The sequence below is a fragment of the Salinispira sp. genome (assembly GCF_059431795.1).
Genome location: NZ_JBXWXS010000034.1, coordinates 1 through 25,072 on the forward strand (window position 1 = coordinate 1; position 25,072 = coordinate 25,072).

General features: G+C 51.4%; 26 protein-coding genes and 2 tRNA genes. 11 read left to right on the forward strand and 17 right to left on the reverse strand.

All coding sequences use genetic code 11. The annotated features are described in order from the left end of the window. Positions 1-218: hypothetical protein (locus AC52PS_RS12120; protein WP_495563334.1), on the forward strand; the 218-nt coding region annotated here is incomplete at its 5' end. A 331-nt stretch (positions 219-549) separates the two neighbouring features. Here the strand turns inward: AC52PS_RS12120 and AC52PS_RS12125 are convergent. Further along, entirely contained in the window at positions 550-912 is a 363-nt protein-coding gene (locus AC52PS_RS12125; protein ID WP_495563335.1) for a hypothetical protein, read from the reverse strand. A gap of 84 nt (positions 913-996) precedes the next feature. Here AC52PS_RS12125 and adk point away from each other — a divergent pair, with 84 nt between their 5' ends. After that, positions 997-1,623: an adenylate kinase gene (adk, locus tag AC52PS_RS12130; RefSeq protein ID WP_495563336.1), complete on the forward strand. Its 627-nt coding sequence runs from the start codon at positions 997-999 to the stop codon at positions 1,621-1,623. Between the two features lie 95 nt (positions 1,624-1,718). Here the strand turns inward: adk and AC52PS_RS12135 are convergent, their stop codons facing one another. Continuing rightward, positions 1,719-2,723, reverse strand: a complete 1,005-nt coding sequence (locus AC52PS_RS12135) for a tetratricopeptide repeat protein (RefSeq protein WP_495563337.1) — start codon at positions 2,721-2,723, stop codon at positions 1,719-1,721. Between the two features lie 6 nt (positions 2,724-2,729). Next, entirely contained in the window at positions 2,730-3,812 is a 1,083-nt protein-coding gene (locus tag AC52PS_RS12140; RefSeq protein WP_495563338.1) for a uracil phosphoribosyltransferase, read from the reverse strand. Positions 3,813-3,912: 100 nt separating this feature from the next. Here AC52PS_RS12140 and AC52PS_RS12145 point away from each other — a divergent pair, with 100 nt between their 5' ends. Next, positions 3,913-4,356 (forward strand): hypothetical protein, encoded by a 444-nt coding sequence (locus AC52PS_RS12145; RefSeq protein ID WP_495563339.1) that lies wholly within the window; start codon positions 3,913-3,915, stop codon positions 4,354-4,356. Positions 4,357-4,550: 194 nt separating this feature from the next. Here AC52PS_RS12145 and AC52PS_RS12150 read toward each other — a convergent pair. The 6 genes from AC52PS_RS12150 to AC52PS_RS12175 form a co-directional block, all read right to left on the reverse strand. After that, a tRNA-Glu gene (locus AC52PS_RS12150) sits at positions 4,551-4,622 on the reverse strand. A gap of 28 nt (positions 4,623-4,650) precedes the next feature. After that, positions 4,651-4,723: transfer RNA gene (locus tag AC52PS_RS12155), tRNA-Lys, on the reverse strand. 154 nt (positions 4,724-4,877) lie between these two features. Beyond that, positions 4,878-6,533: a hypothetical protein gene (locus tag AC52PS_RS12160; RefSeq protein ID WP_495563340.1), complete on the reverse strand. Its 1,656-nt coding sequence runs from the start codon at positions 6,531-6,533 to the stop codon at positions 4,878-4,880. A 417-nt stretch (positions 6,534-6,950) separates the two neighbouring features. Further along, positions 6,951-7,631, reverse strand: a complete 681-nt coding sequence (locus AC52PS_RS12165; protein ID WP_495563341.1) for a tetratricopeptide repeat protein — start codon at positions 7,629-7,631, stop codon at positions 6,951-6,953. Beyond that, a complete protein-coding gene (locus AC52PS_RS12170) occupies positions 7,628-8,038 on the reverse strand; it encodes a bactofilin family protein (protein WP_495563342.1) in 411 nt (136 codons plus the stop codon). The genes AC52PS_RS12165 and AC52PS_RS12170 overlap by 4 nt, the downstream gene beginning before the upstream one ends. A gap of 47 nt (positions 8,039-8,085) precedes the next feature. Continuing rightward, the gene (locus AC52PS_RS12175; protein ID WP_495563343.1) at positions 8,086-8,835 is read right to left on the reverse strand and encodes a prephenate dehydrogenase/arogenate dehydrogenase family protein; all 750 of its coding nucleotides are present in this window, start codon (positions 8,833-8,835) and stop codon (positions 8,086-8,088) included. Positions 8,836-8,935: 100 nt separating this feature from the next. Here AC52PS_RS12175 and pta point away from each other — a divergent pair, with 100 nt between their 5' ends. Genes pta through dapA form a run of 3 tightly spaced genes read left to right on the forward strand, consistent with a single transcriptional unit; the run spans position 8,936 to position 11,655 of the window. Continuing rightward, the gene (gene pta, locus AC52PS_RS12180) at positions 8,936-9,931 is read left to right on the forward strand and encodes a phosphate acetyltransferase (RefSeq protein ID WP_495563344.1); all 996 of its coding nucleotides are present in this window, start codon (positions 8,936-8,938) and stop codon (positions 9,929-9,931) included. A 54-nt stretch (positions 9,932-9,985) separates the two neighbouring features. Then, positions 9,986-10,729, forward strand: coding sequence for a 4-hydroxy-tetrahydrodipicolinate reductase (dapB, locus tag AC52PS_RS12185; RefSeq protein ID WP_495563345.1), 744 nt, complete (start codon positions 9,986-9,988; stop codon positions 10,727-10,729). Between the two features lie 50 nt (positions 10,730-10,779). Continuing rightward, complete coding sequence (gene dapA, locus AC52PS_RS12190) at positions 10,780-11,655, forward strand: 4-hydroxy-tetrahydrodipicolinate synthase (RefSeq protein WP_495563346.1); 876 nt, start codon at positions 10,780-10,782, stop codon at positions 11,653-11,655. 132 nt (positions 11,656-11,787) lie between these two features. Here the strand turns inward: dapA and rsmA are convergent, their stop codons facing one another. The 4 genes from rsmA to AC52PS_RS12210 form a co-directional block, all read right to left on the reverse strand. After that, positions 11,788-12,591, reverse strand: a complete 804-nt coding sequence (gene rsmA, locus AC52PS_RS12195) for a 16S rRNA (adenine(1518)-N(6)/adenine(1519)-N(6))-dimethyltransferase RsmA (protein WP_495563367.1) — start codon at positions 12,589-12,591, stop codon at positions 11,788-11,790. Further along, positions 12,479-14,362: a ComEC/Rec2 family competence protein gene (locus AC52PS_RS12200; protein WP_495563347.1), complete on the reverse strand. Its 1,884-nt coding sequence runs from the start codon at positions 14,360-14,362 to the stop codon at positions 12,479-12,481. The genes rsmA and AC52PS_RS12200 overlap by 113 nt, the downstream gene beginning before the upstream one ends. 98 nt (positions 14,363-14,460) lie before the next feature. After that, positions 14,461-15,669 carry a hypothetical protein gene (locus AC52PS_RS12205; RefSeq protein ID WP_495563348.1) on the reverse strand — a complete coding sequence of 403 codons (1,209 nt, stop codon included), beginning with the start codon at positions 15,667-15,669 and terminating at the stop codon, positions 14,461-14,463. Positions 15,670-15,871: 202 nt separating this feature from the next. Next, complete coding sequence (locus AC52PS_RS12210) at positions 15,872-16,867, reverse strand: flagellar brake protein (RefSeq protein WP_495563349.1); 996 nt, start codon at positions 16,865-16,867, stop codon at positions 15,872-15,874. A 124-nt stretch (positions 16,868-16,991) separates the two neighbouring features. Here AC52PS_RS12210 and AC52PS_RS12215 point away from each other — a divergent pair, with 124 nt between their 5' ends. The 3 genes from AC52PS_RS12215 (at position 16,992) to AC52PS_RS12225 (ending at position 19,449) form a co-directional block, all read left to right on the forward strand. Continuing rightward, the gene (locus AC52PS_RS12215; RefSeq protein WP_495563350.1) at positions 16,992-17,639 is read left to right on the forward strand and encodes a CPBP family intramembrane glutamic endopeptidase; all 648 of its coding nucleotides are present in this window, start codon (positions 16,992-16,994) and stop codon (positions 17,637-17,639) included. A 180-nt stretch (positions 17,640-17,819) separates the two neighbouring features. Next, positions 17,820-18,497, forward strand: a complete 678-nt coding sequence (locus tag AC52PS_RS12220) for a TlpA family protein disulfide reductase (protein WP_495563351.1) — start codon at positions 17,820-17,822, stop codon at positions 18,495-18,497. Between the two features lie 4 nt (positions 18,498-18,501). Further along, on the forward strand, positions 18,502-19,449 hold the full coding sequence (locus AC52PS_RS12225) for a cytochrome c biogenesis CcdA family protein (protein WP_495563352.1): 948 nt from the start codon (positions 18,502-18,504) through the stop codon (positions 19,447-19,449). Positions 19,450-19,626: 177 nt separating this feature from the next. Here the strand turns inward: AC52PS_RS12225 and AC52PS_RS12230 are convergent, their stop codons facing one another. Genes AC52PS_RS12230 through accB form a run of 4 tightly spaced genes read right to left on the reverse strand, consistent with a single transcriptional unit; the run spans position 19,627 to position 23,294 of the window. Next, a complete protein-coding gene (locus AC52PS_RS12230; RefSeq protein WP_495563353.1) occupies positions 19,627-20,598 on the reverse strand; it encodes an acetyl-CoA carboxylase carboxyltransferase subunit alpha in 972 nt (323 codons plus the stop codon). Next, positions 20,598-21,476: an acetyl-CoA carboxylase, carboxyltransferase subunit beta gene (accD, locus tag AC52PS_RS12235; protein WP_495563354.1), complete on the reverse strand. Its 879-nt coding sequence runs from the start codon at positions 21,474-21,476 to the stop codon at positions 20,598-20,600. The genes AC52PS_RS12230 and accD overlap by 1 nt, the downstream gene beginning before the upstream one ends. 4 nt (positions 21,477-21,480) lie before the next feature. Further along, positions 21,481-22,803 carry an acetyl-CoA carboxylase biotin carboxylase subunit gene (gene accC / locus AC52PS_RS12240; protein WP_495563355.1) on the reverse strand — a complete coding sequence of 441 codons (1,323 nt, stop codon included), beginning with the start codon at positions 22,801-22,803 and terminating at the stop codon, positions 21,481-21,483. After that, a complete protein-coding gene (gene accB, locus AC52PS_RS12245) occupies positions 22,800-23,294 on the reverse strand; it encodes an acetyl-CoA carboxylase biotin carboxyl carrier protein (protein ID WP_495563356.1) in 495 nt (164 codons plus the stop codon). The genes accC and accB overlap by 4 nt, the downstream gene beginning before the upstream one ends. Positions 23,295-23,487: 193 nt before the next feature. Between accB and fabZ the strand changes: the two genes are divergently transcribed. Both fabZ and sfsA read left to right on the forward strand, forming a co-directional pair. Continuing rightward, positions 23,488-23,913, forward strand: coding sequence for a 3-hydroxyacyl-ACP dehydratase FabZ (gene fabZ, locus AC52PS_RS12250; RefSeq protein ID WP_495563357.1), 426 nt, complete (start codon positions 23,488-23,490; stop codon positions 23,911-23,913). A 34-nt stretch (positions 23,914-23,947) separates the two neighbouring features. Further along, on the forward strand, positions 23,948-25,069 hold the full coding sequence (gene sfsA, locus AC52PS_RS12255; protein ID WP_495563358.1) for a DNA/RNA nuclease SfsA: 1,122 nt from the start codon (positions 23,948-23,950) through the stop codon (positions 25,067-25,069). Positions 25,070-25,072 lie beyond the last annotated feature (3 nt).

Consider the following 25,072-nt stretch of genomic DNA (forward strand, 5'->3'; position numbering starts at 1 on the left):
CCCGCACTCGTTTATCTTTCCCTTCTCTCTATTACTATGTTAAAGATCGCTTTCCGATATCAGCACCTGGAATCCAGATAACTGTTTCAGAAGGATTTACGCGCCTCAAAGACGCTCCGATTGACCCAGGCGTTTCCGCCGATCCCCAACCGGTGAGAACGAACTATATTGAAGTTCGATTCTTTTGTCAAGAAGTATGTGAAGTAACTTTTCGATAAGCACAAGAAAGATTCTTCCGAAATATAATTTCCTTCGGAAGAATGAACACTGTTATGTGTTCGAGATCTTTGCCCCGTCTGGATATTCAACGCTTCCTGATCGCACCGTCCGGCCGTGCCGTTCCGATGTGAGCGTGAAGATACCAGAGCTATGCCAACTAGTCAACAACCTTTTGCGGTTTTTTTTTGAAATTTAGCCACCTGAGGCCTCCTGGAAAATCTAGTTGTGAACGGGCCTCAGGATGGGGAACACTACGCATTATGCACAGATATTTGGGAAGATCTTCACATGCTCTCCCCTTCATATGATGAGCTCGATCTGGAGATGGGATTAATTGCTTTCCGGTTCATCTGCCTCTTGTGAATCTTCCGCCTCATCATCTCCGGAAACAGAAAGTTTATTCTCTCTGATGGCAATTTCATCCTCAATGGATTTCAACTCATTGAGTATTTCAGTGACTTCCTGGTTTTTCGCGGTAATACTGGATTTATCCTGTTTCACAAAGTGATCGAAAACCAACTGACCAAGCCGGGCGAATTCTTTTTTGCCCCGCCCTTCCAGTTCGCGAATCTCCAGGCGTAGTACGCCCTTCTCGCTGAGATCCTTGGCGGTGTCCCCCGCTCTTCCAAGGAATTCCCTTGAAGCTTCCACCCCTCTGTCCAGGGTTTTTTTCATTCGTTCCATAAAATCCATCGATGCTGCCTCCTTGGAGTTTGAATTGACTGTTCAGTCTCCTTCCCGTAATATAACGCAAAATGACGTGATGAGGAGAAAAAAATGAAGCTGGTTTTTCTCGGACCTCCAGGAGCCGGAAAGGGCACCATGGCAGGTCGCCTGAGCGAAGAGAAAGATATCCCCCATATTTCCACCGGCGATATTATCCGCGGAGCAATCCGCAATCAGACTGAATTGGGAAAAAAGGTAAAGGAAATCGTAGAAGCCGGTGGGCTTGTCCCCGATGATTTAACCATTTCTCTCGTGGAAGAGCGCCTGAAAAAGGAGGATGCCCGGGACGGGTTCATTCTCGACGGATTCCCCAGAACAATCGCACAGGCAGACGCCCTGAAACATATGACATCCCTGGACGGGGTTATTAATTTTCAGCTTGATGATGAAGAAATTATACAACGCCTTTCGGGCCGCCGGGTCCACAAGGCATCCGGCCGCACCTATCATATTCTGTTCAATCCACCCAAGGAGCAGGGAAAGGATGATGTTACCGGCGAAGAGCTGATAACCCGGCCGGACGATACCAAGGAATCAATAAAAAAGCGCCTCGAGGTATACCGGAACCAGACTGCCCCGCTCATTGATTATTATACCCAGGAAGGTATTCTCACAGACCTTGACAGCAGTCCCTCACCGGACAAGGTATTCAACGCCCTACTGGCAGCTGTATCCTGACACGACTGTTTGCGGGTAAAAATCCCTATATGTCTTCCTATTCATGGCTGCCAGAAGTTTCCGGCAGCCTTTTTTTTCAGGCATGCGGCCATAGCCTATTCTCCGCCATTCGATTCATCTTCTGTTCCGGAAGCTGTCTCAGCTTCTTCCTCGCCCCCTGCAGTCCGGCTACGGATAAACTCCAAACTATCAGGATACAACTCTTCAGGCTGCAGGCCGGGAACAATGTCCTGGGAAACCCAGTCAACCGTAAATGAGTCCAGGTCGTCGGCAATATGGCTCAGGTATGTCCTTACACGGACATCCTTCAAGCCCTGCTGGACCGCATGTTCGGCTACGGTGAGAAACAGGGATCCATATTCGCTTTGAAGATTGGCATTGAGGCGCCCCCAGTTCGTTGACCAACTGATCATCTGATCGGCAACGGAGAAGAAGCGGTCAAAATATTCAAGTTCACGGTATGAGCGTGCCAGAAGCAATGCCGCCCGGGGATATTCGGAAATACTCTGCTCTTCCAGCCACAACGAGGCGGAAAGAAAATCCTCCTTATCCGAATCCAGCGCAGCAAGCTCTATTCTGGCAGGAAGGAAGGATGGCTGAGCATCTATCACCCTCTCCAATTGGGAATACGCTTCTTCAAAATCCTCCAGGGCTATAAGGGTGAGGGCAAGGTTAAACCGGTACTCGTAATTCTCAGGATCTTCTTCCAAAAGGCCGCGGTAGAGTTGACCGGCCCGCCCAAATTCTCCCCCACGGGCCAGGAAATACGCCTGGAGTTCCCGATATCCTTCATTGCTCAATTTCCCTGCCGCTTCCAGAAACAGTGCTTCTGCGCGGGAAACATCGCCCTGGGCTAAATACGTTTTAATCAGTCCGTATCGGGCATTCCAGTGGCCGGGATACAGCTCTAACGACTTTTCGTAGAGACTCCCTGCCCGGGCATAGTTTTCTTCTCTGGAAAACTCGTCCGCCAGAATGACATATTCCTGGGATAATTCCACACGGGCTTGTGAATATGTGGCGCAGGCGGGAAGCATCAGGATAGAGAGAGACAAAAACAGCATAATTCCCCGGATTTTAAAGGAGGTTATTCGGTTCATAATGCGTCAGCCCATCTCACCGAGGACGGTGCGTTCGATTTCCCGTACCTGTGAGCGGTATAGATTGGTAATGCCCGCACCGTAGTCGGCGATAAGCTGAATAATATTCCGGGGATTGCCTCCAGCGTCCCGGCCGTTCAGCCGGTCTCCCGCGTCACCCAGACCCGGGAGAATATATGCCTTGCTGTTGAGAACAGGATCCATCCAGAGAGTGTAAATCTTTACCCCTTCAATTGCCCGTGCGATCCGCAAGCTGCCCTTGACGGCAGATATCACATTGAAAAACTGAACTGATCTGGGCTTGACACCCTGTTCTTTCAGATACTGGACAATGGTGACCAACGAACCGCCGGTTGCATTCATTGGATCGGCAAAGAAAAGATCCTTTCCATCCAGACTTGCGAGATCGAAAAACGAAGACTTCAAATCCAGCACATAGTGCATATCCGATTCTTTGCGGGTATCATCCCGCTGAATTCGAAACAGGGCGAAGGGAGTAACATACCCGGTGGATGAATATTCCTGGATTTCCTTGGACATGATCATGGAAGGAAGCAGGGCTCCCCGAAGCATTACGCACATCACCGAGTTTTCGATTTTACTGTCCACATCGGGGATTTTATGGATGGCATAGTTTTGTACCGGATCATTTACCGGTGTTTTCACAATCAGATGGTTTTTACTCTGGGTTTCACCCTGATGAAAAGCAAGATTAAAGAGCAGCTCATACGCCCGTTGAATATAATATAGGAATTCCTGGTGACTGGTGCGAACATCCCGAAGCTTGGCTATGAGACGGGAGGCTTCTCCCCTGGATGAAGGAGGCAGCTGAAAGGAATAAACATTGATTTGAGGATGCCGGTCGCAAATCTCCTGAATTCGATCTCCGATACGGTTATAGGTTGATATGATATTTTCCCGGGACTGATCCAGCCGTGTCTGATTGGCGCTGCTCTCCATAATCTTGTAATCCTGCATCGCCTGGTTGTACAGCTCATCCAGATCCTTTACATCTTGTTTATCTTCAGCACTGAGATACCCGTCCAGATCATCGGCAGTCAGCAGTATTCGGCTGTCTCCAGCTTCCATTCATTCCTCCCAATATAGTCGTTTCTGTATAATTTAATTGAATTGTATTCTACCATAAACTATATTAAATATTCCAACATACTAACAGGAGGAACTGTACATGAAAAAAATCGCAATGATTGTTGTGATACTCATGCTTATTACCGTATTCAGCGCATCCGCAGTGGGTGTGGGTGCCAGCTTTGGACTGCCTATCGGCGGTTTACCGGGTACCGATGTAATGCTTTCTGCCAAGCTCGATTCCTTGCCATTTTTACTTGGATTGGGTTTCGGAATTGAACCGGCCTACTTTGGGGCCACCGCCGATTGGTGGGTTCTGAATGAAAACCTGGCAGGTGCGCTAAATATTTACCTCGGCCCGGGATTATACATCGGAGCTGCGGCGAACACCTTTCAACTTGGGGGACGACTTCCCATTGGCTTAAATATGTATCCTGTAGATTTTCTTGAATTATTTGTGGAAATTGCCCCTACACTTACCATAGCCCCCACATTTCCATCATTCGGGGCTCAAGCGGCGTTCGGCTTACGGTTCTGGTTTTAGTCAGCAATCAGCAGCCTGGTATTGTAAAGACCGTCTGAGGACCCTCTTCAGACGGTCTTTTTTGTGCAGACCCACCCCATCCGCCAGAAATTGCAGCTTGGTCTAAAATGGCATTATGAATAAAAAAAGGAGCACATCCCGAAGGATCTGCTCCTATTTTTTGTAATACAAAACCATTTTGAATTAACTGATGTCATCTCCTAGGGGACTCGAACCCCTGTTGCCGGGATGAAAACCCGGTGTCCTAACCACTAGACGAAGGAGACAAAAACCATGCGGAGTGCTCCGCAAACCTGAGCCGCATTGGATTCGAACCAATGACCCACGCCTTAAAAGGGCGTTGCTCTACCAGCTGAGCTAGCGGCCCGTACCACGGGAAATGCTGCGCTCGAGACGCTTCATTTCCGTATGGGCCTGGAATATATCAACTCTTTATCTGTGTTGTCAACACTATGACAGAAAAAAAGCACCGGAAATAGAATCCCCGGTGCTTTCGTTTCAAGTACTTGCGTACTCTGGACTTAGAAGCGAACGGCAAATTCAACACTTGCGCCGAGCTGCTTGAACGCCCACTCCCCTGCTTCGTTCTTTTCGAGCTGGGAAAGCCCCACCCCGGCATTGATATCCAGGAATAGAAGATGGATTCCAAGACCTGCACTCAGGAAGTCACCGTAGAATCCGCCCCGCACACTGGCAAGTCCGCCCAGGAAGGCCGCTTCAGCCCCCACATGGAGACGTTCTACAAAGTTGTAGCTTGTGCCGTAGGTGGCCTTATCTTTCTGCACCCCTTCCTCGTTAATGTAACGCAGGAAACCGAACAGGTCATGAATATCCACGTTCACCCGGGGGTCAACTATCCAGCTGAGAGGACCGAGGTCAGGATTGAACTGGGCGCCCACATTCACTTTCATCGGCGGGATTTGATACAAATCACTGGCGTCTGTCACTTTATCACCGCCCAGAAATTTTCCGCTGATTAAGGCCGCCCAGTACTGTTCTACGCCTTCATGGCTTGACCATTGTACCGGAATAGGAAGAAGGTCCTTAACTGCAACACCGAATGTAAAGGGTCCGAGGTCGTACAAGGCACCGGCATCCAGACCGATGTATAGACCTGAATACACTGCTCCACCTACTATCGATGCGATATCCATTTCTTCACTTTCCGATCCACCGCCCAACTGCTGCATGAGAATCTGGGAAGGATTAACATCCGCATACCCGAGAATTGTAGGCCTCAGCTGAGCTCCAACCGAGAAGGGACCGATGGGCAGGGACAAACCGCCCACAGCTGCAACGGATGAAAGCACCCGGCCCCGTGTGGAAAGTATGGTATCGCCGTTAAATGTACCGTCAACGTTTACAAACAGACCAATGCCCAGTCCGTTTCCGCTGTAGGCAATTCCTGCCAAGGCTCCAAAGCGCATCTGTCCTGAGGGAATGCTTTTCTTTGCTTCAGCAACCGCAGCATCTACACTATCTTCCCAACCTTCACCAAGACTCTCATCTGCGGTGGGAACGCTGGTTCCGTTTTTATCTGACTCTTCAGTAGCCGCCTCATCCATGGCTTTGATAATTTCGGTAAGATTTGAGTTGCCGGACTCACCTTCCTCGAAGATGGGAGATGAGATTATAGCACCGGCAAGCTGCTCAGGGGAAACCTCTTCACCGTTTTCGATTGCCGTTTGTAACTCGGAAATATCGTCAGCAAGGGAAGGATCCATTGTGGCAATCTGATCCAAAGCTGCAGATATTGCTGCATCGCCGGCTTCGGGGTCGGCAGTGTTCACATCTTCAAGCCACGTGGAAACACTCTCAACCTCGGTAAAGACTCCTTCGAGGCCCAGACCCTGCAATTCCGCAGGGAGCTCAGATTCACTCTGCCGGGTAGAGAACGATGCCTCTCCGGAATCGCCGCCAAGCAATGCTCCGGCAAGATCCAATATGGCCCTGTCCAGCATGGCGTACACTCCCACGGATGTGAGGGTGAGTTCTCCTTTTTCATGCCGGAAACCCGCCGGGTTATAAAAGAACGAGTTCATACCTTCAGCATTAGCGGTAAAGGCGCCGCCCTGAGCAAAAGTTATGGGGTTTGGGGGCATAAACGGATCCAACTGCGCAAAGGCAGCCCCGGATACCATAAGGAATGCTGTAATCAGCAGTACTGTTTTTTTCATAATTACCTCCAGGCCCCTGAAATTTTTACATGTTTGTCCAGGGGTCGCCTTTTTCAAAGTATAACTCATATATTTTACTTTACCACAATTATACTTGCTTTTTTTACTAATGTTTTATGGATTCTATTCAGCATCTCTACTTACATTATTATACAAAACCCAGCCCGGCTCCCGTTGTTCCCGGAATTTTGTCAAATCGGCGGGGGAATACCCCGGGAAATTCAGGGGTATCCCGGGAAAAGATTTGGCGGCAGCGCCGGACCTTGGCACCGGGCCTTAGCGCCGGGCCTTGGCACCGGACCTTGGCGCCGGACCTTAGCGCCGGGCCTTGGCTTCTGGCCTCGGTATCTGGCATCAGCTTCTATCCTCGATTTTTGACTACAGTGCCGGGATCAGGCCGGGCCTCGGTGCCGGGCATCAGATGGAGAGACGCTCTACTGCCTCATTGGCGTCCGTAAGGTTGGGATCTATGCTCACCGCCTGTTCGTACGCTTCAAGGGCAAGGGCATCGTTCCCGCCTTGCTCCCGGGCCAGGCCCAGACGGTACCACCACTGTGCCTGGGAGGAATCGTAATATAACGCGGTGGTATATGCGATATCGGCGGAATGGTACTCTCCCAGCCGCATATATACCTCAGCCATTTGGCGGTACACTTCATCGATAATTGCCCCATCGGGTCTGATAGCCGTGTATTCCTGAAGATATTGAAGGGCTGCAAGATTATTCCCCAGCTGATACTGGGCTTCGCCCATAATTGCGATTACCCGGTGATCATAGCGGGAGACCTGTAGACCTCTTTGGGCAAGATCGACCGCATCGGCCCAGCGTCCCAGAGCCAGGAGAGTCCACCCCTGCACCGCGTAGGAATCCATGTTGCCCGGTGTTGAGTCGATCTCCCTGTTGGTAATCCGGATGGCATCCTGGTAACGACCTTCCCGGAACGCCTGCAGTGCATCTTCCCGGGCCTGAGCCCCCTGCTCCTGGGAATACATCGGAGCAGATACCATGAACAACCCGATTAAAACAATGAGAGCAGGAATTGCCCGCAGGACGCTCCGAAAAACGGCAGAAACCGTGGGAGAAACGCTCACCTTCATTTCAGCCCTCCCTGTGCATCCCCGTCAGTGTTTTGGTCAGCGGGAAGTGATGCCGGTGAATCGGGCATTGAGCAGGTCCCGTTGAATATGCTTCCGCTTTGTACGATTAGATCCGGGGTGCGAACCTTCCCGGTAAGGCGCCCGCTTTTAAATAGTTCAAGCCGGTTGCGGGCCTGAACATCTCCCGCAACGCTGCCCTTGATACTTACCACTGGAGCATCTATTTCAGCTTCTAAATCCGCCTGTTCACTCACATAGAGATTACTCCCGGTGGTTATGGAGCCCTTGATTCTGCCTTTAATCAAAATGGGATCGGTGAGGGACATTTCCCCCTCAAAATCCACATCCGCCGCAATAACCGTTTCAAGGTTGCTTTCGTCTATGCTTCGCACCCGAAGATCCGACATATGCTTTTCCTCCCGCCCGGGCCGAAAAACCCGGACAATTAAATGTACTATTGCTTCTGATGACTGTCCATCTGCTGGCCGTCCAATAGTTGAATCATCTGTTCAAAATGACGGGTCATCTCCCCTCGGATTTCTCCGGTATAGGGATTGTATTTTTGCAGATCGATGAATAACTGCCAGGGATCGTTGCAGGTCTGTTCCATTACCTCGAAGATTTTCCGAAAACCCAGTGTGGATATTCGAGAAGGCTTCAATTCCAGACTGGCAAGAAACCGGCCGATGAAGTGGGTAATTCCCTGTGTCCGCGCGGCTTCATGATCATGTTCATCTGCGCTCATGGAAATAACCTCCATCCCTGCCCGACTGAACTGTTGGGACCAAAATTCCAGAGAGCTTTCCGGGGCGGTCCATGGAGATATTACCAGTGGCAGCCCCTGAATTCCGCTGCCCGCAGAATCTGGCCCGAACATGGGATGGGTGCCCAGAATGGGCTGTGAATCGGGCAGCACACGGGACAACTCCCGCAATGGATAGAGCTTCACCGAACAGGTATCCACCACCAGGGTATCGTGCCTCAAGAGAGGTGCAATTTCCCCCGCCACCTGTGGAATTGAAGATATGGATGAGCAGATAAACAGCACATCCGAGGCGCATGCTTCTTCTAGAGCGACGCGGGGTATCCGAGTTCCGCTGTCTCTTGAGGAGCGATTATACCCGCAGACATTGAAGCCTAAATCCATGAGCAATTCGGCCCAGAATCTGCCGAATCTCCCCAGTCCATACACCGCAATTTTCATAATTGCACTATACCAACGAAAAAACGAGTATGATAGTATGTAGGCGAAATTTATTATTCGGCATACAGACAGATCAAAAAAAATAATTCAGGACGGTATTATGACTTTCATTGAGAACATGCATGACATTGCAAAAAAAAAGCAAAAGCATCTGGTGCTCCCCGAAGGAACAGAACCAAGAACCATTCAGGCCGCGGCTGAAATCCGTAAACGGGGAATAGCCGCTAAAGTGAGTTTGCTTGGAAACAGAAATGAAATTGAGCAGGCAGCACAGAAATTATCAGTGGATCTTTCCCAAGTGGATATTGTCACCCCTGCAAGCGATGAGAGAAGAAGCGCATATGGGAACGAGTATTATGAATTGCGAAAACATAAGGGAATGACGGCTGAGCAGGCATTTGAGGATATGGACCATCTGCTGCGCTTCGGCTGCATGATGGTGCGACTTGGAGATGCAGATGCCGTGGTTGCCGGCGCGGAGAATACCACAGGAGATGTTCTGAAGGCCGCATTCACCATTATCAAGACCAAACCGGGTATCAGTTCCGCTTCATCCTGTTTCGTAATGATCCATCCGGACACCCAGTGGGGCCATGAGGGGCAGATGATTTTCAGTGACTGTGCCACAATTCCCAACCCCAGCGACTCCCAGCTTGCGGAAATTGCCGCGGCTGCGGCGGAAAGCTGTCGGACGTTCCTGAAAACCGAGCCTAAAGTGGCCATGCTCAGTTTTTCCACCAAAGGCAGCGCAAAAACTGAAGAAACCGAAAAGGTGGTGCGGGCTACACAGATGGTTCGGGAAAAACATCCTGATCTGGAAATTGACGGGGAGCTTCAGTTGGATGCGGCCATAGTTCCCTCGGTGGGCAAGAAAAAGGCTCCGGGATCATCGGTTGCCGGCAGTGCAAATACCCTGGTATTCCCGGACCTTCAAGCGGGAAACATCGGGTATAAACTGGTACAGCGTCTGGGAAGCGCAGAGGCAATCGGGCCGGTACTCCAGGGCTTTGCCAAACCCATCAGCGACCTCAGCCGGGGCTGCTCGGTTGAGGATATTGTGAATACCGGAGCGCTGACCATCAGCCAGTGTGAGTAAGCTTCGCTGCAGGAACAAGCGGCACCAAGGCATACAGAACGAGGAACAGACTATATGAATATCACCATAATCGGCTACGGAAGAATGGGAAAAGAAGTTGAGCGTATAGCCGCAGATCGTGGACACAGCATTGTTTCCACCATTGATCCTGTTGGCGGAGCGTTCACCGAGCTCAGCGATTCAGCCCTGCAAGAAACAGAAGGGGTCATAGAATTCGGACTGCCTGAAGGTATTCTGGAGAGGATCGATTTTCTCGCACGGCGGAACATTCCCATGGTTATCGGCACCACCGGCTGGCAGGAGAGGGAACAGGAAGCGGGGAAGATCCTGGAAGAGCAGGGAGGAGCGCTGCTCTACGGCTCAAATTTCAGTCCCGGCGCCAACCTTTTTTTCCGGATTGTGGAAGAAGCCGCCGGACTCATTAATTCCCTTGATGATTACGACATAATGATGCATGAATATCATCATAAAAAAAAGAAAGACAGCCCGTCAGGCACGGCCTTGACAGTTGCGGGCAAAATTCTTGAAAAGCTGGAACGGAAAAAAGAGATCTGTTTCGATCCTCTTCAGCGGGAAATCCGTGACGACGAGCTTCACATCGGGACGGTTCGGGGGGGTCACATACCGGGTATTCACAGAGTGACCCTGGACAGTCCGGCTGACAGCATCGTTCTGGAACACAGCGCAAGAAACCGTTCGGGGTTTGCCTCGGGATCGGTTCTGGGACTTGAGTGGCTCCGGAACAGGAAGGGCATGTACCATACAGACAGCTTCTTCCAGAACCTTATGGAAAACTGAAAGATCACCAAGAGACCGGGCTATATCCCCGGCAGTCACAGGAGGCAGAAATGTTTACCGGAGTATATACTGCGTTAATTACCCCGTTCACAGCAGACGGGACCATAGATGAAGGCGCGCTGCGGAAGATTGTTGAAGATCAGATAGACGGAGGGGTGGATGGTCTGGTGCCCATGGGCACTACCGGAGAAAGCCCCACAGTGACCCATGAAGAGAACCTGGAAGTTATCCGAATTGTCATAGAACAGGCTGCAGGCCGGGTGCCGGTGATTGCCGGTACGGGGTCGAACTCCACCAGCGAAGCCATAGACATGACCATGAAAGCCCGGGATATGGGTGCAGCGGCAAGTTTGCAGGTGGCACCCTACTACAATAAGCCCAGCCAGGAAGGGTTTTATCGGCATTTTTCAGCCATCGGAGAAGCTACCGGCCTTCCGGTAATTATCTACAATATTCCCGGACGCACAGGAAAGAATATTGAAGCGGATACTATACTCCGGCTGGCTGAACATCCCCAAATTGTGGGAGTGAAGGAAGCAAGCGGAGATTTGTCCCAGGTAATGGATATTATCCACCGCAGACCTGAGGGGTTCTCGCTGCTCAGCGGGGACGATAACGTCACCCTGCCTTTGATGAGCGTGGGAGCGGAGGGTGTTGTGTCGGTGGCAAGCAATATTATCCCCGGAGAAATGAAGGAACTCACAACTTTGGCAGCAAGCGCAAACTTTGGCGGAGCAAGACAAGTCCACTACCGGCTCATGCCCTTGTTCAAAGCCATGTTCCTGGACACCAACCCCATTCCGGTAAAATACGCCATGCATCTTGCAGGGCATTGCAGCGACCGTTACCGTTTACCCCTCTGTGAGCCCACAGACACGGTGAAAAAACAGATTGAAAAAACCCTGAAGGAATTAAAGCTGCTGTAGGAGTCAGGCCCCCGGGCTTCATTCTCATGAGGCCATTAAAGGTCGCATGGCCCAGTAAGGGACCTGGGCCAATTACAGGCCGCATGGAGCATGTTAAGGGTCATAGCAATTCAACTCGGGATCCTCTTTTTTTCAATCGGGTGAAGAATGCAGCAGGATGTACGCCACAATGCTTCGAAAATCATCCATTCCCAGAGAATCGGCCCGGGCTTTGAGTCCGGCGTCCGTTTCTTCCAGGGCACTTCGAAGGAGTTCCGGGGTTATCCGGATGGAAGCGGGGTCTGCCTGCTGCCCGGTTTCCGGCCTCGGGATTATCCTTCGCTCATCTCCCATATTCTTAATATTATTCGCCAGGGTTTTTCTCCGGTTGTGAAAGAGTATTCTCAAAACCCCATCCAACACCGCCAGACCTCGCCCGGCAAGCGGGTCATTGCCGGGGGTCATGCTGAGAATGGCACTGGATACTTCGGGGGCAGGATAAAAGGATCCAGGGGATATGGTCCCCGAGTTTTTGCAGGTCATGGCATATTGGGCAAGCACGGAAAAACTGCCGTAGCGGGGAGATCCGGGAGTCGCACAAATACGCTCCACCACTTCTTTCTGCAAAGTGAACACCATGGGCAGAGTATGAAACCCCGATGTAAGCAGTCTTGCGATCATTCCCGAGCCCACATTATAGGGCAGATTTCCAATAACCATATCCGGCATTTCCTGCTGCTGAAACAAGGTCTTGTTCCCGTCACCTTCAACCAATCTGCAGTCCCCGTTTTGAATATCTTCCCGAAAGAGCTCCTTCAGGGTCTGGATAAATCCCCGGTCAATCTCAAACATGGTGAGCTGTGCCGACCTGTTCAGGAGCATTCTGCTCAACGCTCCGATTCCCGGTCCGATCTCCCAGATGTGTCTGCCTGCTACCGGCGGGAGACAATCCACCACCTTTTCCCGCATGGCTGGGTTGATCATGAAATTTTGCCCGAAGCGCTTCTGCATGGCGATGCCCCGGCCGGTGAGAAGCTCCCGGATATCCTTTAGCGAATCGTAGTTGAACATGACTGGAAGATACCAGAAGCGTATGCTTCACACAATAGAACTGCCAGCCGAGGTAAGGCAGCAGAAAAAGCAGCCAACCGGCCAGCTTGAGCAGCTGGGGACTCTGGTTCAGCCCGGCCCCTAAAAGGTGAAACGGAAACAATAGGCGGTGAATCAGATCAATAATGAGCATCAACATCCCGTTAAGAATCCCGGCCGCGGCAGGCCAAACAAGCAAAAGCGGAATGCTGCCCACGCATAGTGCAAATAGAACATAAAACGGAAGTATGACCAGAGGCAGAACAATCCAGGAGTGGGGGGAAAACCCGGAGAACAGCAGCAAGGCCAGCGGCATTACCCCGCTCTGGGCGGCCAGCGAGCTGGTCACCATATCCCCAATCCATTTCCCCGCAGACCGGAGAATGGGAAATTTACGGAAATTTGCCCTTCCGCCATCCGTTGCACCAGCTCGAAAAGGGTTGGAGTATGCTGCCAGCAGCCAACGGATCCTGCCTGCGAGAAAGCTGTAGGGCGTACGAAGATTCATGAGCCCCCATACGGCAGCAAACGAAAGGTACATTCCTGCATCCAGAAGAGATGCGGGGCGAACCAGTACCAGACTGGTCCACAAAAGCCGAAGGAGCACCTCCGGTTTCATACGTACGCCGGCCATATTCGCCGCAGAATAGCAGAATATAGCCCCCGCCGCCCTGAACGCCGATGTTCCGGGGTTGATGATTGCCAAATAGAGCAGGATTGTCAGAAGTGCAATGACCTCCCGCATTTCAGCCGTACAGAAACCGGGCAGAAGCCTGAGCACCCCAGCATAGAGCAACACCAGATGCATTCCGCTGAGCACCAGAATATGCATAACCCCCGCCTGGCGGTACACCAGGGAAAACACGGCAGGCAGACCGCTGCGGTACCCCAGAACAAGACTCTGAACAAATGCTCTCCCGGGGTTATCAAGCAGCTGAAGACCTTCAAGAATTCTGCTCCGGATACGCCTTCGGAGCAATAATCCAGCATCCTCCAGCCTGGGGAGAATGCCCTGATGGACCATTGGCGTCTCTCCGCCGGCCCTTCCCCTATGGAGCAATTTCACCATTCCTGCCTGCAACGGAATGCGGCTCAGGTCATCGGCGGAAGCGCTGATGACGATTTCCAACCGCTCACCCCGGAAAAAACGTTCTCCCGGCAATTCAAAGATTGCGCTTCCCGGACGGGAGAAGCTGCTCCCGTTCTCCATTGTCAGAATCAGATTATCTATGCTGTGAACAGTGCGACCTCGGTAATCCAGGCGGCTGTCCGCATCCACCCTGCCCTCTACCCGTATGGAGCGGGCTGCAGCCAACATATCATCGGGATATTCTCCGGGCATATGGGGAGGCAGGTCAGTATCAGCTTCCAGTCCGGCAAAAACCCAAAGGGTTGCAAGAACCGACAGTGCAGCTGCGGTCCTGTTTAAAAGCTGGGCTCCGGGGTTTACCAGTCGTCTTGCGGGGGGCGGCGTATCTTTTCGACGGGGGGATGGAATCCGGGCGAGCAGGAGTGAGGATGCAAGCAAACCCGCCGCCAGAATCCCGATTACGGGCAGGGAGAATTTATGCGCGGCTTCCACGGCCCCGGATATTCGGCGGTAACATGCGGCATATATTATCAGTTCAAGAAGAAACAACAACGCCCTCCATACACAGGAGGGCGCAGTGATTTTGTCCGCCGGAACCCCTCAACAAGGTTCCCACTGAACCGGTCCGAAGCCGGTTCAGCAATACATTACTGTCGTACCGCCTCCAGGGCCTCCCTGGCAGCATCCTGTACACCATTGGAATAGTTCAATACTGTAACCATGTATAAGGGGTTGTATGCTTCAGGTTTGCCCAAAGTTTTCAGATTATTAATGATAGCCAGGGTGATCTGACGGTCAAAGGGCCGGTCAAGTTCGGTATATGTGTTGATGAGATCAAGATATTCCGCCAGGCGCACTGCAGCTTCGGTGCTGTCGGTTTGCCCAAGAGCTGCCACAGCTTCCAGCAGCAGACTCTTGTCTGCGGTTCCCCGGTCGTAGGACCGAATGGCCGCATCCAGATGGGCAATAAGCGCAGGTGCGAATTCTTCCCTGGGTGAAGCGGAAAGGATACGAGCCGCATCCAGACGGATGCTGTCCAGGGTAATTCTGGCTTCCATATTATTGGGACGGGTTTCCAGAATATGGGAGAGCACCCGATGAGACACTTCAAGAATGATATCTTCAAACTCATCGCGGTTGGTATAAAGTGTGAACAGCTCACGCTTGATCGGGGGCTGACTATCCTCAAGGGTTTCTACCAGCAAATCGCTGCGGTTCTCGTAATTAGCTATGGCCCGGAGGGCAATTCCGGATATTTCTGCGGAATACTGGTTCAGAACGGTATCCAGCAGTACGGGATACACCACCGGATCTCCCAGCGCGCCCAGGGTTTCAACGGCCTCTCTCACCACCTGAAAATCCGGACGGGTGCCGGCACGCTTGCTCTGGTTCTGGTCAGCCATCCAGTCGGCCAGGTTTATGGCCAGCTGTCTGTCACCCTGCCCCACCTCTTCCATGACATTCAGGACTTCAATTCTCCAGAAGGTTTCTTCAAACGAGTCGAAGAGCGTCCACAGCTGCCGGTTCATTCCGGTGAACCCCCCTTCAACAATCCGGGGAAACACCAGGAGCGCCATTTCTCGCAGCTGGGTGTTGGAGCTGATACTGTCCTCGTTGTTCACAACATAGTCGAGTACATCGGCATAAAACGTTTCAAGCTGATTTACCTGGGCATCCAGGGTACTTTCAATAACTTCCAGTTTGCCGACATCTTCCACCCGCTCAAAGGCTTCTACAAAAGCCTGAACCTCAGGGGGCAGATTTTCATTACCGTCAGTTCCATCCTGAGCGGAGACTGAAACGGCAGCAAAGATGAATACTACGAGAAGGATGCTGTATCGTGCAGGGGTCTTCATGAATTCCTCCATTTCCTAAAGAGGCAACCTCCAAAGTTCACATCTTCGGTTGCCATGGTCAATATACATAATAATGCTGCAGGGGCCAAATAGTTACCTCTGCCGACCCTGAGAGATCGGTGAACAGGACAATTTTCACCGGATTGTCTCACAGCAAATACTAATGAGTCCCGAAAGCTTTTGCAATCAAATTACCGTTTTCTCAATCCTTGAAAATGCCGTATACGTAGCTGAGAATCCGGTTTTTCATTACAGGGCTGGGATGAACCGCCTGTATATGCAGGATGGAGACATTTTTCGAATCTTTATAGCTCACATCCTTCACCACGCCGTTGAGAATAACGCTCTGTCCCTGGAGGTCTGTTTGTATTTTCACCGGCATTCCGGCCTTTCCCCGTCCGCCCACCAGTACTCCCGCTCCGTCCTCTGAAATATCCACAAGCTTGCAGCGGTACCCGCCGCTGTGCTCCACTGATTCTGAGGCTTCATTGATGGTTCGCAGACGATACAGATATGCGCTCTGGTTCAGCCCGACTCTGATACTGTTTCGTTTTTGTACACGCACAAGGCTGTCCGAATGCTTAATATGCAGTATAGGATACTGCTTGTCGGTGTAATCTCCCAGTACATCGGTCTCGAAAAAGTATCCTGCATCTTCTTTGCGCCAGAAATATACTTTTACCTTCTGACCCCGCCAGCTGAATCCCGGCGGCAAGGCCTTACCTTCGGGGTATGCAATTGCCAGATACTTCCGGAGATTTTCAACGATTTTTGAAAGGTACACTCCTGCGCCGGGAAGAACGATTTTCATGTACTGTCCGGCCACCATATTCCTGGTAGTGGTAATTCCCAAGCGATACTTAGGCAGGTTAAACTCAACCCGTTTCCGGAATTCAAACAGCTTGGAGAGAAATTCCACCGATTCGGGAGTTTCGGCCACACCCTTCGAACGCTGGCGGACCATCACCCCACGGATGGAACGGTCCAGGGTTTTTTCGGACCAGAACAAGGAACTGGGATTTGGGAGTTTGTTTTGAACCGCAACTTTCCGCAGTAAATTGATTTCACCCCATGAAAACCCAGCTTCCTTACCTTTGACATAAAAACTCATCCATGGAAAACTGAATCCTCCCGAACGCTGAATCAGAATTGAGGCGAGTACAGCAAGTACTAGAAGAACAATAAAAAAGATGGTCATTCAATTCGCTCCATTGGGCACCCAGCACGAAATTCGGCCCCGCTGCTGTCCTGAGTCCCCTGACCGGCGTAAAAAGCCCGTGAAAACGGTTCCGGGCAGGTAACGGGAAGCCGGGAGTATTAGTATGATTATACGTAACTGTGGCGCTTCCTGTAAAGATATCGCGCTTTTTATCATTTTCTCTTATCTTATTGACTTTCTTCTGCTCCCCCATCTGTTGCGGGGAACATTTTCCATACCCGCCGTATTGCTCGGGGTGAACCTGGTAAAATTGGTGCTCATCGGCATCATTTTGCTCACCGGCAGGTATGGGCATTATAGCTTCAACCTTCCATCACCGGGATTCGGGCCTGTGCTGGCTGCATCCGGGGTTAGCTACCTTGGAATATCGGCTCTCAACCTGGCGGCAGCTGCGCTCTTCGGGAATGAAACGGCCCCCCTATTCCCAAGCCCCGATGGTGTTTCTGATCTGATTCTCATTCTGCTTTTCACCACGGCAGCGGTATTGGTTGAGGAACTCTTTTACCGAAAAATCCTCATCATTGGGATACTGCGCCTGGAGATGAATCGGCCCACCGCCATCCTGGCATCGGCATTGCTCTTTTCATTGGGGCATTTGTATGCAGGGGTCGGCGGGATGCTTTTCTCTCTTATCTCTGGAGCAATTCTGGCATGGCTGTGTATTTTCAGCGGCAGGGTTGTATTCCCCATACTCGTACATCTTGCATACAATATTTCCGCGCTGGTATTCAGCGGATATCTTCGCATATAATTCTCTTCCCTTGGGTAATACAATCCACAGCCGGGAGTGGCTATCCGGAATGAGCCGGTATTAGATTGATATGCCTCGGTTTGTATCCACAAAAAAAGATTTTCCCCGTGATAGTACTTTCCATTTATACCCAGAAGAACTATATTGTTTCTTAACTTTACTATATATTCGGAGTTATATATGAATACACAGCCAGCCCAAGTAAGAGCACAACGGATTACCGCAGTGCTCATGTTAATGGCATTTCTGTTCATTCCGGTCCAACTCACGGCACTTGGAGCTGAGGAAAGCTCTTCACCTGACACCGGCATTGCTGAGGATAAACAGGAAGAATCGCCCTCTCCCGACACTGGCGCAAATCCGGTGCCCTCCTCCATACAAACCCGGGAACAGTCTCTGGCTGCATTACGAAATATCGGGATGACGGTGTTCGATGAACCGGTGGAGGCACCGGATTTCACCCTCAACTACTTAAATGGCGAAGAGGTATCCTTGAGCGATTTCCGGGGGAAGGTGGTGTTTTTAAATTTTTGGGCCACATGGTGCGGTCCCTGCCGGGTGGAAATGCCTTCAATGAATGACTTGCATGCGGATCTCAAGGATGAGAATTTTGTCCTCCTGGCCGTTAATCAGCAGGAAGAGCCGTCGGTGGTTGCAGACTTTGTGGAAGAACAGGGTTATGATTTTCCCATTCTTATGGACCGCAACGGACGAACCAGCTATCAGTACGGAATCCGGGGAATACCTACTACATATATTATCGGTCCCGACGGGAACGTGATTGCCGGAAAGGTTGGAACCCATATCTATGACGGAGAACAGTATCGCGCACTTTTCCGTCAGCTGATGCAGGGATAAGCCGATGAACCCCCAAAATCTCAACATCTTTCTGGCGTTGGCAGCGGGTACGGTGAGCTTCCTCAGTCCATGCGTGCTTCCCCTGGTTCCCAGCTATGTCTCCTTTATTGGGGGGCAGGGTCTGAAGGAACTTCGGGATGGAGAGTCTCCAAAGCTTCCTCTCATGCTCAAGACCTTAAGTTTCATACTGGGGTTCACCGTGGTTTTTGTGGTACTGGGCATGATATTCAGCGGAACCGCTGCAGCCTTCAGTGGAGCCACCTACTGGATTAACCTGATTGCCGGAATTATCGTAACCGTATTCGGTTTGAACCTGATTTTTAATTTTATCGGGTTCTTAAATTACGAAAAGCGCTTTCACCTGGCCAAGCGCCCTGCCGGCATGGGAGGTGCCATGCTGCTTGGCATGGCGTTTGCTGCGGGATGGTCGCCCTGTATCGGACCCATTCTCGCGGGAATTCTGGCTATGGCCGCCGGCTCATCAAGCCTGGCCCAGGGAACAATTCTTCTGGTGGCATATTCTCTCGGCCTCGCTCTACCCTTTTTCCTTACAAGTCTTTTCATTACACGAGCAGATTCTGTGCTGAAAAAACTCAAACCCCATATGGTGACCATCCAGCGGATCAGCGGGGGGATTCTCCTTGTTATTGGTGTGTTGATGATTTTCGGTCAGTATGCACGGATTACCAACTGGCTTATCGGTCTCAGTTTCCGCCTCAAGGACTGGCATCAAAACGCACCTGGGGTGAGTTCCGGAGTGTTTGCAGGTCTATTCCTCATTTTCGCGCTCCTTACCGCCCTGCCGTTCCTCAGAAGAAAAAGCAGCGTAAAAGGGCATCCGGTACGGATCCTCTTCATTCTGCTCTTTCTCATTCCGGTGGTACTTCAGCTCGCCGGGCTGGTGGAACTTCCACTGCTTATTTCACAGTGGCTCAGCTTTCAGGGAATTTAGCAGCTTCCGGATTGTCAGAATGAGATCCCTGGGGCAACCTTCTATTCTCACAACATAAAATACGAGCCGTCCGATTCATGGAATCCGACGGCTCGTTTGGTTGAAGTTATTAACCTGGATGCATTTTTCGCCCCGCAGCCCCGGCCCCGGGACCCGGCCTGAAGCACTGTTCAGAAATTACCGGAAACGGAACAGCTTTTTGAAAAAGTTTTCTTCCTGATCATTATGGGGATCGTGAAATTCACCCAGACTGAGCAGCTTTTGACTTCTCTCTTTTAAAAGCTGCTCCATTTTTTTCTCTTTCAGCTCCTGGTAGGAGGTAATGATCGTTTCTTTCAGTCTGCTGGCCACGAAGTCCGGGTCGTTGTGGGCTCCAGAAGGAGGTTCGGGAATAATTCCGTTAATAATGCCGAATTTCAGCAGGTCGGGAGCGGTCATCTTCATCAGATCTGCAGCGAGCTGATTTTTTTTGGCATCCCGGAGAAGAATTGAGGCGAACCCTTCAGGACTGATAACCGAATAGGTGGAATTTTCCAGCATGTACACCCTGTCGCCCACGCCGATTCCCAAGGCTCCTCCGGATCCCCCTTCACCGATCACTATGGCAATAATGGGAGTTTTCAGAACCGAAAACATCTTCAGGTTTGTTGCGATTGCCTCAGATATTCCCCGTTCCTCACTGCCGATTCCCGGATAAGCTCCTGCGGTATCGATGAGGGTGAGAATGGGGCGTCTGAATTTTTCTGCCTGCCGGGCAAGGCGGAGGGCTTTTCTGTAGCCTTCCGGGTGGGCCCAACCATAATTGCGCTTCAGATTTTCCTTCATGGTTCGACCTTTCTGGTGGCCCATGAAGGTGAAGGGCACCCCGCCGATTTTGGCGATTCCCCCCACCATGGCGAGGTCATCACCATAGAGACGGTCGCCATGAAGCTCCACAAAGCTGTCGGAAATCTTCCCGAGATACTCCAGCACATTGGGACGGTCCTGATTCCGGGCAAGAGTGACCCTCTGCCAGGCATCCATGGAGCCCGGTCCGTCTCCGGTAAGTTTGGCGCTTATCCGGTTGAGGTCATCGTTTATGTCTATCTGCTTTATATGTGCAAGATTTTTCAGTTCGCGAATTCGCTTTTGAAGTTCTCTGTCACGCATCAGGCCTTCCCCCCTTCGTAGCTGTGGGCATCTATGAGAAATGCCAATGTCTTTCGAAGCTGGGATCGGGGAACAATTTTATCCACGAACCCCTGTTCCTGCTGGAATTCCGCCCTCTGAAAACCAACGGGAAGTTTCTGCTTCATAATTCCCTCAATTACCCGGGGTCCTGCAAAACCGATAAGCGCATTGGGCTCGGCCAGGGTTACATCTCCCAGCATGGCGAAGCTTGCGGTCACTCCTCCGGTTGTGGGGTCTGTAAGCATAATAAACAGAGGCTGCCCCACCTGCTCCAGAAGGGCTGCGGCATGAGAGGTTTTTGCCATCTGCATGAGGGAAAAAATTCCCTCGTGCATTCGGGCTCCCCCGGAGGCTGTGAAGAGAATACAGGGAAGACCCCGCTGGGCGGCCAGGAGAATGGCCCGTGCGATCTTTTCGCCAACCACAGACCCCATGCTTCCACCGAGAAATTGGAAATTCATAATTCCCACAACCGCCTCCCGGCCCTCGATGCGGCATAATACCGTCTGTACCGCTTCGTTCAGTCCGGTTTTCTGCTGACTCTTTTTCACCTTCTCTTCATACTCGGGGAATTCCAGAGGATTCACCGTCTGAAGATCCGAGGAAAACTCCTGATACTCGCCGTTATCCGCCAGGAAACGCAGACGCTCAGGGGCGGATATTCGAAAATGATGTCCGCATTGGGAACATACATAAAAATTTTGCTTCAACAGCTCCGAGTCCAGCTGGGCGTTACAGCTGGGGCATTTATGCTCTTTCTGAAGAAAACCCCGGTCGTCAGCGACGGAAAAGTCGCTGAATTTCATTTTTTTCCTGAATATTTTCTGGATCAGTTTTGCCACTCTGGTATCTGCCATCTGATTAATCCTCCTCGGCAAGGATGTGAGTCAGCACATCGGTGCCGTACTCTCCGCTTCGAAAGATCTTTGAATTGATGATCTTCTTCTGGGTTTCGATATTCGTGGGAATTCCCACCAGAATCAGCTCGTCCAGAACCCGGTTCATCCGATCCAGCCCCTCATCCCGGGTCTGAGCATAGCAAATTATTTTGGCGACCATGGAATCATAGAACGGAGATACGCTGTAGCCGTTGTAGAGAAAGCTCTCCACCCGCACGCCATAACCTCCGGGGGGGAGGTAGTCGCTGATCTTGCCCGGCGCTTTGGCATTCACCCGGCATTCCACGGCATAGCCGTCAAGGCGTACATTTTCCTGTCGAATGCCCAGCTCAAGTCCGCTGGCCACACGGATCTGTTCCATAATGATATCCACACCGGTAACCATCTCAGTCACCGGATGTTCAACCTGCACCCGTGCATTCACTTCCATGAAATAGTACGCACCTTCGGTAACCAGGAACTCGATGGTTCCTGCTCCGCAGTATTCCAGACCTTGAAACAAGCGCACGGCGTCTTCACCCATATTCTTACGCATTTCCGGTGTGACTACGGTTGAAGGGCTTTCTTCCACCAGTTTCTGATGATTCTCCTGACAGGAACAGTCCCGTTCTCCAAGATGAACCACATTTCCATGGCTGTCGCCTAAAATCTGAATTTCAACATGTCGGGGATTCTCCAGGTACTTTTCAAGATAGACAGTCCCATCGTTGAAAGAGGCCTGGGCTTCACTTGAAGCGATTCTCAGGGTTCCGATAAAATCATCCGAATCCCGGACAATTCGCATGCCCTTTCCGCCCCCTCCAGATGCTGCCTTGATAATTACCGGGTAGCCCATCTCATCGGCGGCTTTTTTCGCCGCTTCGGGATCCTCCACCGAACCTTCCAGTCCGGGAATGACAGGTACGCCGTATTTCTTGGCTGTGAGCTTTGCCTGGACCTTATCGCCCATTCTGGCAATAGTGTCAGGATGGGGTCCGATCCAGATGAGGCCGGCTTTTTCAACTTCCCGGGCAAAATTGGCATTTTCGCTAAGAAAACCTACACCCGGGTGAACCGCATCTGCTCCGCTGAGAACCGCAGCAGAAATAAGATTTTCCATTTTCAAATAGCTGGAGGAGCTGGGGGGAGGACCAATACAGACCGCTTTGTCCGCGAGACGGACCGGAAGAGAGTGGGCATCAGCCTCGGAATATACAACGATTGAGGTGATTCCCATTTCTTTGCAAGCCCGTACTACCCGAACAGCGATCTCTCCGCGGTTCGCAATGAGTATGGACTTGATCATACGCGTTTCACCTCAAAAAGGGGAGTTCCATACTCGATCATTTGACCGTTCTCCACCAGGATCTTTACAATTTCCATATCATAATCCGCTTCAAGTTCATTCAGAACCTTCATGGCTTCAATAATACAGATAGTGCTTCCCGCTTTCGCCGTGCTGCCTTCATCCACAAAAGGAGGGCTGTCGGGGGCGGGGGAACGGTAAAAGGTACCCACAATGGGAGCAGTAATAGTTTCAGCTCCATCTGTTCCTGCATCATTGGATTTCTGTTCTCTTGCATCAGTGTTTACTGATGGAAAACTCTGGGCATCGTGATGCTGGGGAAGAGAGCCCATGGCTCCGGGGACCGGCTGATACACAGGGTTGCTGTGAATAACCTGGGGTTCAGACCCTTTTTTCAATGTGATGCTTTCTTGTTCGGTTTTATAGCGGATTTCTGATATACCGCTTTCATCGAACTTATCTATAAGATCGAAAATATCCTTCTTATCCATTCGTAAAGACCTCCTTGGACGTTCCACCGGGGATTCCTGACGGATAATTAAAGACGCTATCATTTCGCCTATTGGCTGTCAATAAAATCCCGGGGTTATTCTTGAATCTGATTCAAAAAAACTGCTACACTCCGGGAACGGGGATTGATACAAGATCCTTCCTCAGACGAATATCAGACAAAGGAGTTGTCATATGAGAGATATCAAAGAATTATTGCCCCACCGCGAACCATTCCTTTTTGTGGATGAATTAGTGGAAGCCGGCAAAGAGAACATCACAGCCACCCGGGTGTATACCTCGGCAGAGCCGTTTTTCCAGGGACATTTTCCCCAGTACCCGGTGGTTCCCGGCGTCATTCTGGTGGAAACCATGGCACAGTGCGGAGGAGCAGGAGTGCGGCAAGCAGGTGTTCTTGAAGATGACAAACTCTTTTTCCTGGCAACCATCGATAAGGTGAAATTCCGACGTCAGGTACGTCCCGATGAAAAGGTGCGCTTCGAAATCACCAACAACCGCATCAGTCCCAAAATGCTCAAGCAATCCGGCGTGGCATATGTGGGAGATGAAGTGGCAGCCGAGGCGGAGTGGATGTGCCTCGTGGGTGACGCTCCGGCCTGACGGCCCCTTCAACACCCCGGCGAATTGGGGTAACATGACAGAAATGCAAAAAACTATTCAGCTGTTTCGGCCCCATTCACGGGGCCGTTTTCTTTTCAGAAAGAACCGCTTTGTGATCCGGGTCATACATGAAGATGGATATGAAATCGACGTTCATGCACCCAACCCGGGAAAGCTCCTGGAACTGTACCTTCCGGGCACAGAAGTGCTTCTGGAAAAACACTCCAACCCCAATCGGAAACTTCCCTGGTCCCTGGCCGCGTTACGGCACAAAGAAGCGTGGGTACCCATGGTAAGTGCGGCAGCCAATGAGCTCGCCGCAGAATTGGCGATCCCCGCCCTCTACCCGGACGCTGAAAACCTGCGCAGGGAGGTGAAGTCGGGGGATCACCGCCTGGATCTGACCTTCTCCACCAGAGGCGGCAGCAGTCAAAATCGTATCCAATCCTGGATGGCTGAAGTAAAATCCTGCAGCCTGGTTGAAGACGGAGTGGCCATGTTTCCCGATGCCCCGAGTACCCGGGCCTACCGCCATGTTGAACATCTGATCCGGCTACAACAGAGCGAAGAGATTAGTGCACTCATTCTGTTTGTAATCAATCACGGCTGCCCAGAATATTTTATCCCCAATTACCACAATGACCCCCAATTCGCCCTCAAGCTGCTGGCGGCCGTGAATGCAGGTGTTGCCGTTCGCAGGGTAGTCAGCCGCAGCGATTCCCAGGGCCGTACCTGTCTTGTAGCCCCACCCGGAGGTGAACCCCGGCTGCTTTTCTCCGGTATGGAACAGATAATTCGGGAGGACAGCGGGGTGCTCATAGAGATCAGCCAGCGGTCTGAAAAAGATTCCCCATGGCATGTAACAATCGGCGGGTATCAGGAGAAGTTTGGAAAAGCCCTCAGGCAGTCAGCCGGAGGCAAAAGGGTACGAATTCCCGTACGATGTACACGCAGTTCAATCTCTGAAATTGCCCGGCGCTTTGGCGAACTGTTGGCAAGGGAGGCACAGACGGGAATACAGCACAGTGAGCCCAAATTCCGTTTTCCCCATAACCCACTGCATGTTCGGGGGTTAAACCGGGGCATTTTTGACTTGCGCCACCGTATCAGCAGGGAACAGCTGGGAGACGGACCGCTTTGGAGAGGACCGCAGTAATAA

What these genes read in the sequence shown, in the direction of transcription:
- AC52PS_RS12145 (WP_495563339.1), top strand. Translation starts at nt 3,913, where the DNA reads ATGAAAAAAATCGCAATGATTGTTGTGATACTCATGCTTATTACCGTA.
- accC (WP_495563355.1), bottom strand. Translation starts at nt 22,803, where the DNA reads ATGATCAAGTCCATACTCATTGCGAACCGCGGAGAGATCGCTGTTCGG.
- sfsA (WP_495563358.1), top strand. Translation starts at nt 23,948, where the DNA reads ATGACAGAAATGCAAAAAACTATTCAGCTGTTTCGGCCCCATTCACGG.
- AC52PS_RS12135 (WP_495563337.1), bottom strand. Translation starts at nt 2,723, where the DNA reads ATGAACCGAATAACCTCCTTTAAAATCCGGGGAATTATGCTGTTTTTG.
- pta (WP_495563344.1), top strand. Translation starts at nt 8,936, where the DNA reads ATGACTTTCATTGAGAACATGCATGACATTGCAAAAAAAAAGCAAAAG.
- dapA (WP_495563346.1), top strand. Translation starts at nt 10,780, where the DNA reads ATGTTTACCGGAGTATATACTGCGTTAATTACCCCGTTCACAGCAGAC.
- AC52PS_RS12140 (WP_495563338.1), bottom strand. Translation starts at nt 3,812, where the DNA reads ATGGAAGCTGGAGACAGCCGAATACTGCTGACTGCCGATGATCTGGAC.
- AC52PS_RS12165 (WP_495563341.1), bottom strand. Translation starts at nt 7,631, where the DNA reads ATGAAGGTGAGCGTTTCTCCCACGGTTTCTGCCGTTTTTCGGAGCGTC.
- AC52PS_RS12220 (WP_495563351.1), top strand. Translation starts at nt 17,820, where the DNA reads ATGAATACACAGCCAGCCCAAGTAAGAGCACAACGGATTACCGCAGTG.
- AC52PS_RS12170 (WP_495563342.1), bottom strand. Translation starts at nt 8,038, where the DNA reads ATGTCGGATCTTCGGGTGCGAAGCATAGACGAAAGCAACCTTGAAACG.
- AC52PS_RS12160 (WP_495563340.1), bottom strand. Translation starts at nt 6,533, where the DNA reads ATGAAAAAAACAGTACTGCTGATTACAGCATTCCTTATGGTATCCGGG.
- AC52PS_RS12125 (WP_495563335.1), bottom strand. Translation starts at nt 912, where the DNA reads ATGGATTTTATGGAACGAATGAAAAAAACCCTGGACAGAGGGGTGGAA.
- adk (WP_495563336.1), top strand. Translation starts at nt 997, where the DNA reads ATGAAGCTGGTTTTTCTCGGACCTCCAGGAGCCGGAAAGGGCACCATG.
- AC52PS_RS12205 (WP_495563348.1), bottom strand. Translation starts at nt 15,669, where the DNA reads ATGAAGACCCCTGCACGATACAGCATCCTTCTCGTAGTATTCATCTTT.
- AC52PS_RS12230 (WP_495563353.1), bottom strand. Translation starts at nt 20,598, where the DNA reads ATGCGTGACAGAGAACTTCAAAAGCGAATTCGCGAACTGAAAAATCTT.
- accD (WP_495563354.1), bottom strand. Translation starts at nt 21,476, where the DNA reads ATGGCAGATACCAGAGTGGCAAAACTGATCCAGAAAATATTCAGGAAA.
- dapB (WP_495563345.1), top strand. Translation starts at nt 9,986, where the DNA reads ATGAATATCACCATAATCGGCTACGGAAGAATGGGAAAAGAAGTTGAG.
- AC52PS_RS12225 (WP_495563352.1), top strand. Translation starts at nt 18,502, where the DNA reads ATGAACCCCCAAAATCTCAACATCTTTCTGGCGTTGGCAGCGGGTACG.
- AC52PS_RS12175 (WP_495563343.1), bottom strand. Translation starts at nt 8,835, where the DNA reads ATGAAAATTGCGGTGTATGGACTGGGGAGATTCGGCAGATTCTGGGCC.
- accB (WP_495563356.1), bottom strand. Translation starts at nt 23,294, where the DNA reads ATGGATAAGAAGGATATTTTCGATCTTATAGATAAGTTCGATGAAAGC.
- AC52PS_RS12210 (WP_495563349.1), bottom strand. Translation starts at nt 16,867, where the DNA reads ATGACCATCTTTTTTATTGTTCTTCTAGTACTTGCTGTACTCGCCTCA.
- AC52PS_RS12215 (WP_495563350.1), top strand. Translation starts at nt 16,992, where the DNA reads ATGATTATACGTAACTGTGGCGCTTCCTGTAAAGATATCGCGCTTTTT.
- fabZ (WP_495563357.1), top strand. Translation starts at nt 23,488, where the DNA reads ATGAGAGATATCAAAGAATTATTGCCCCACCGCGAACCATTCCTTTTT.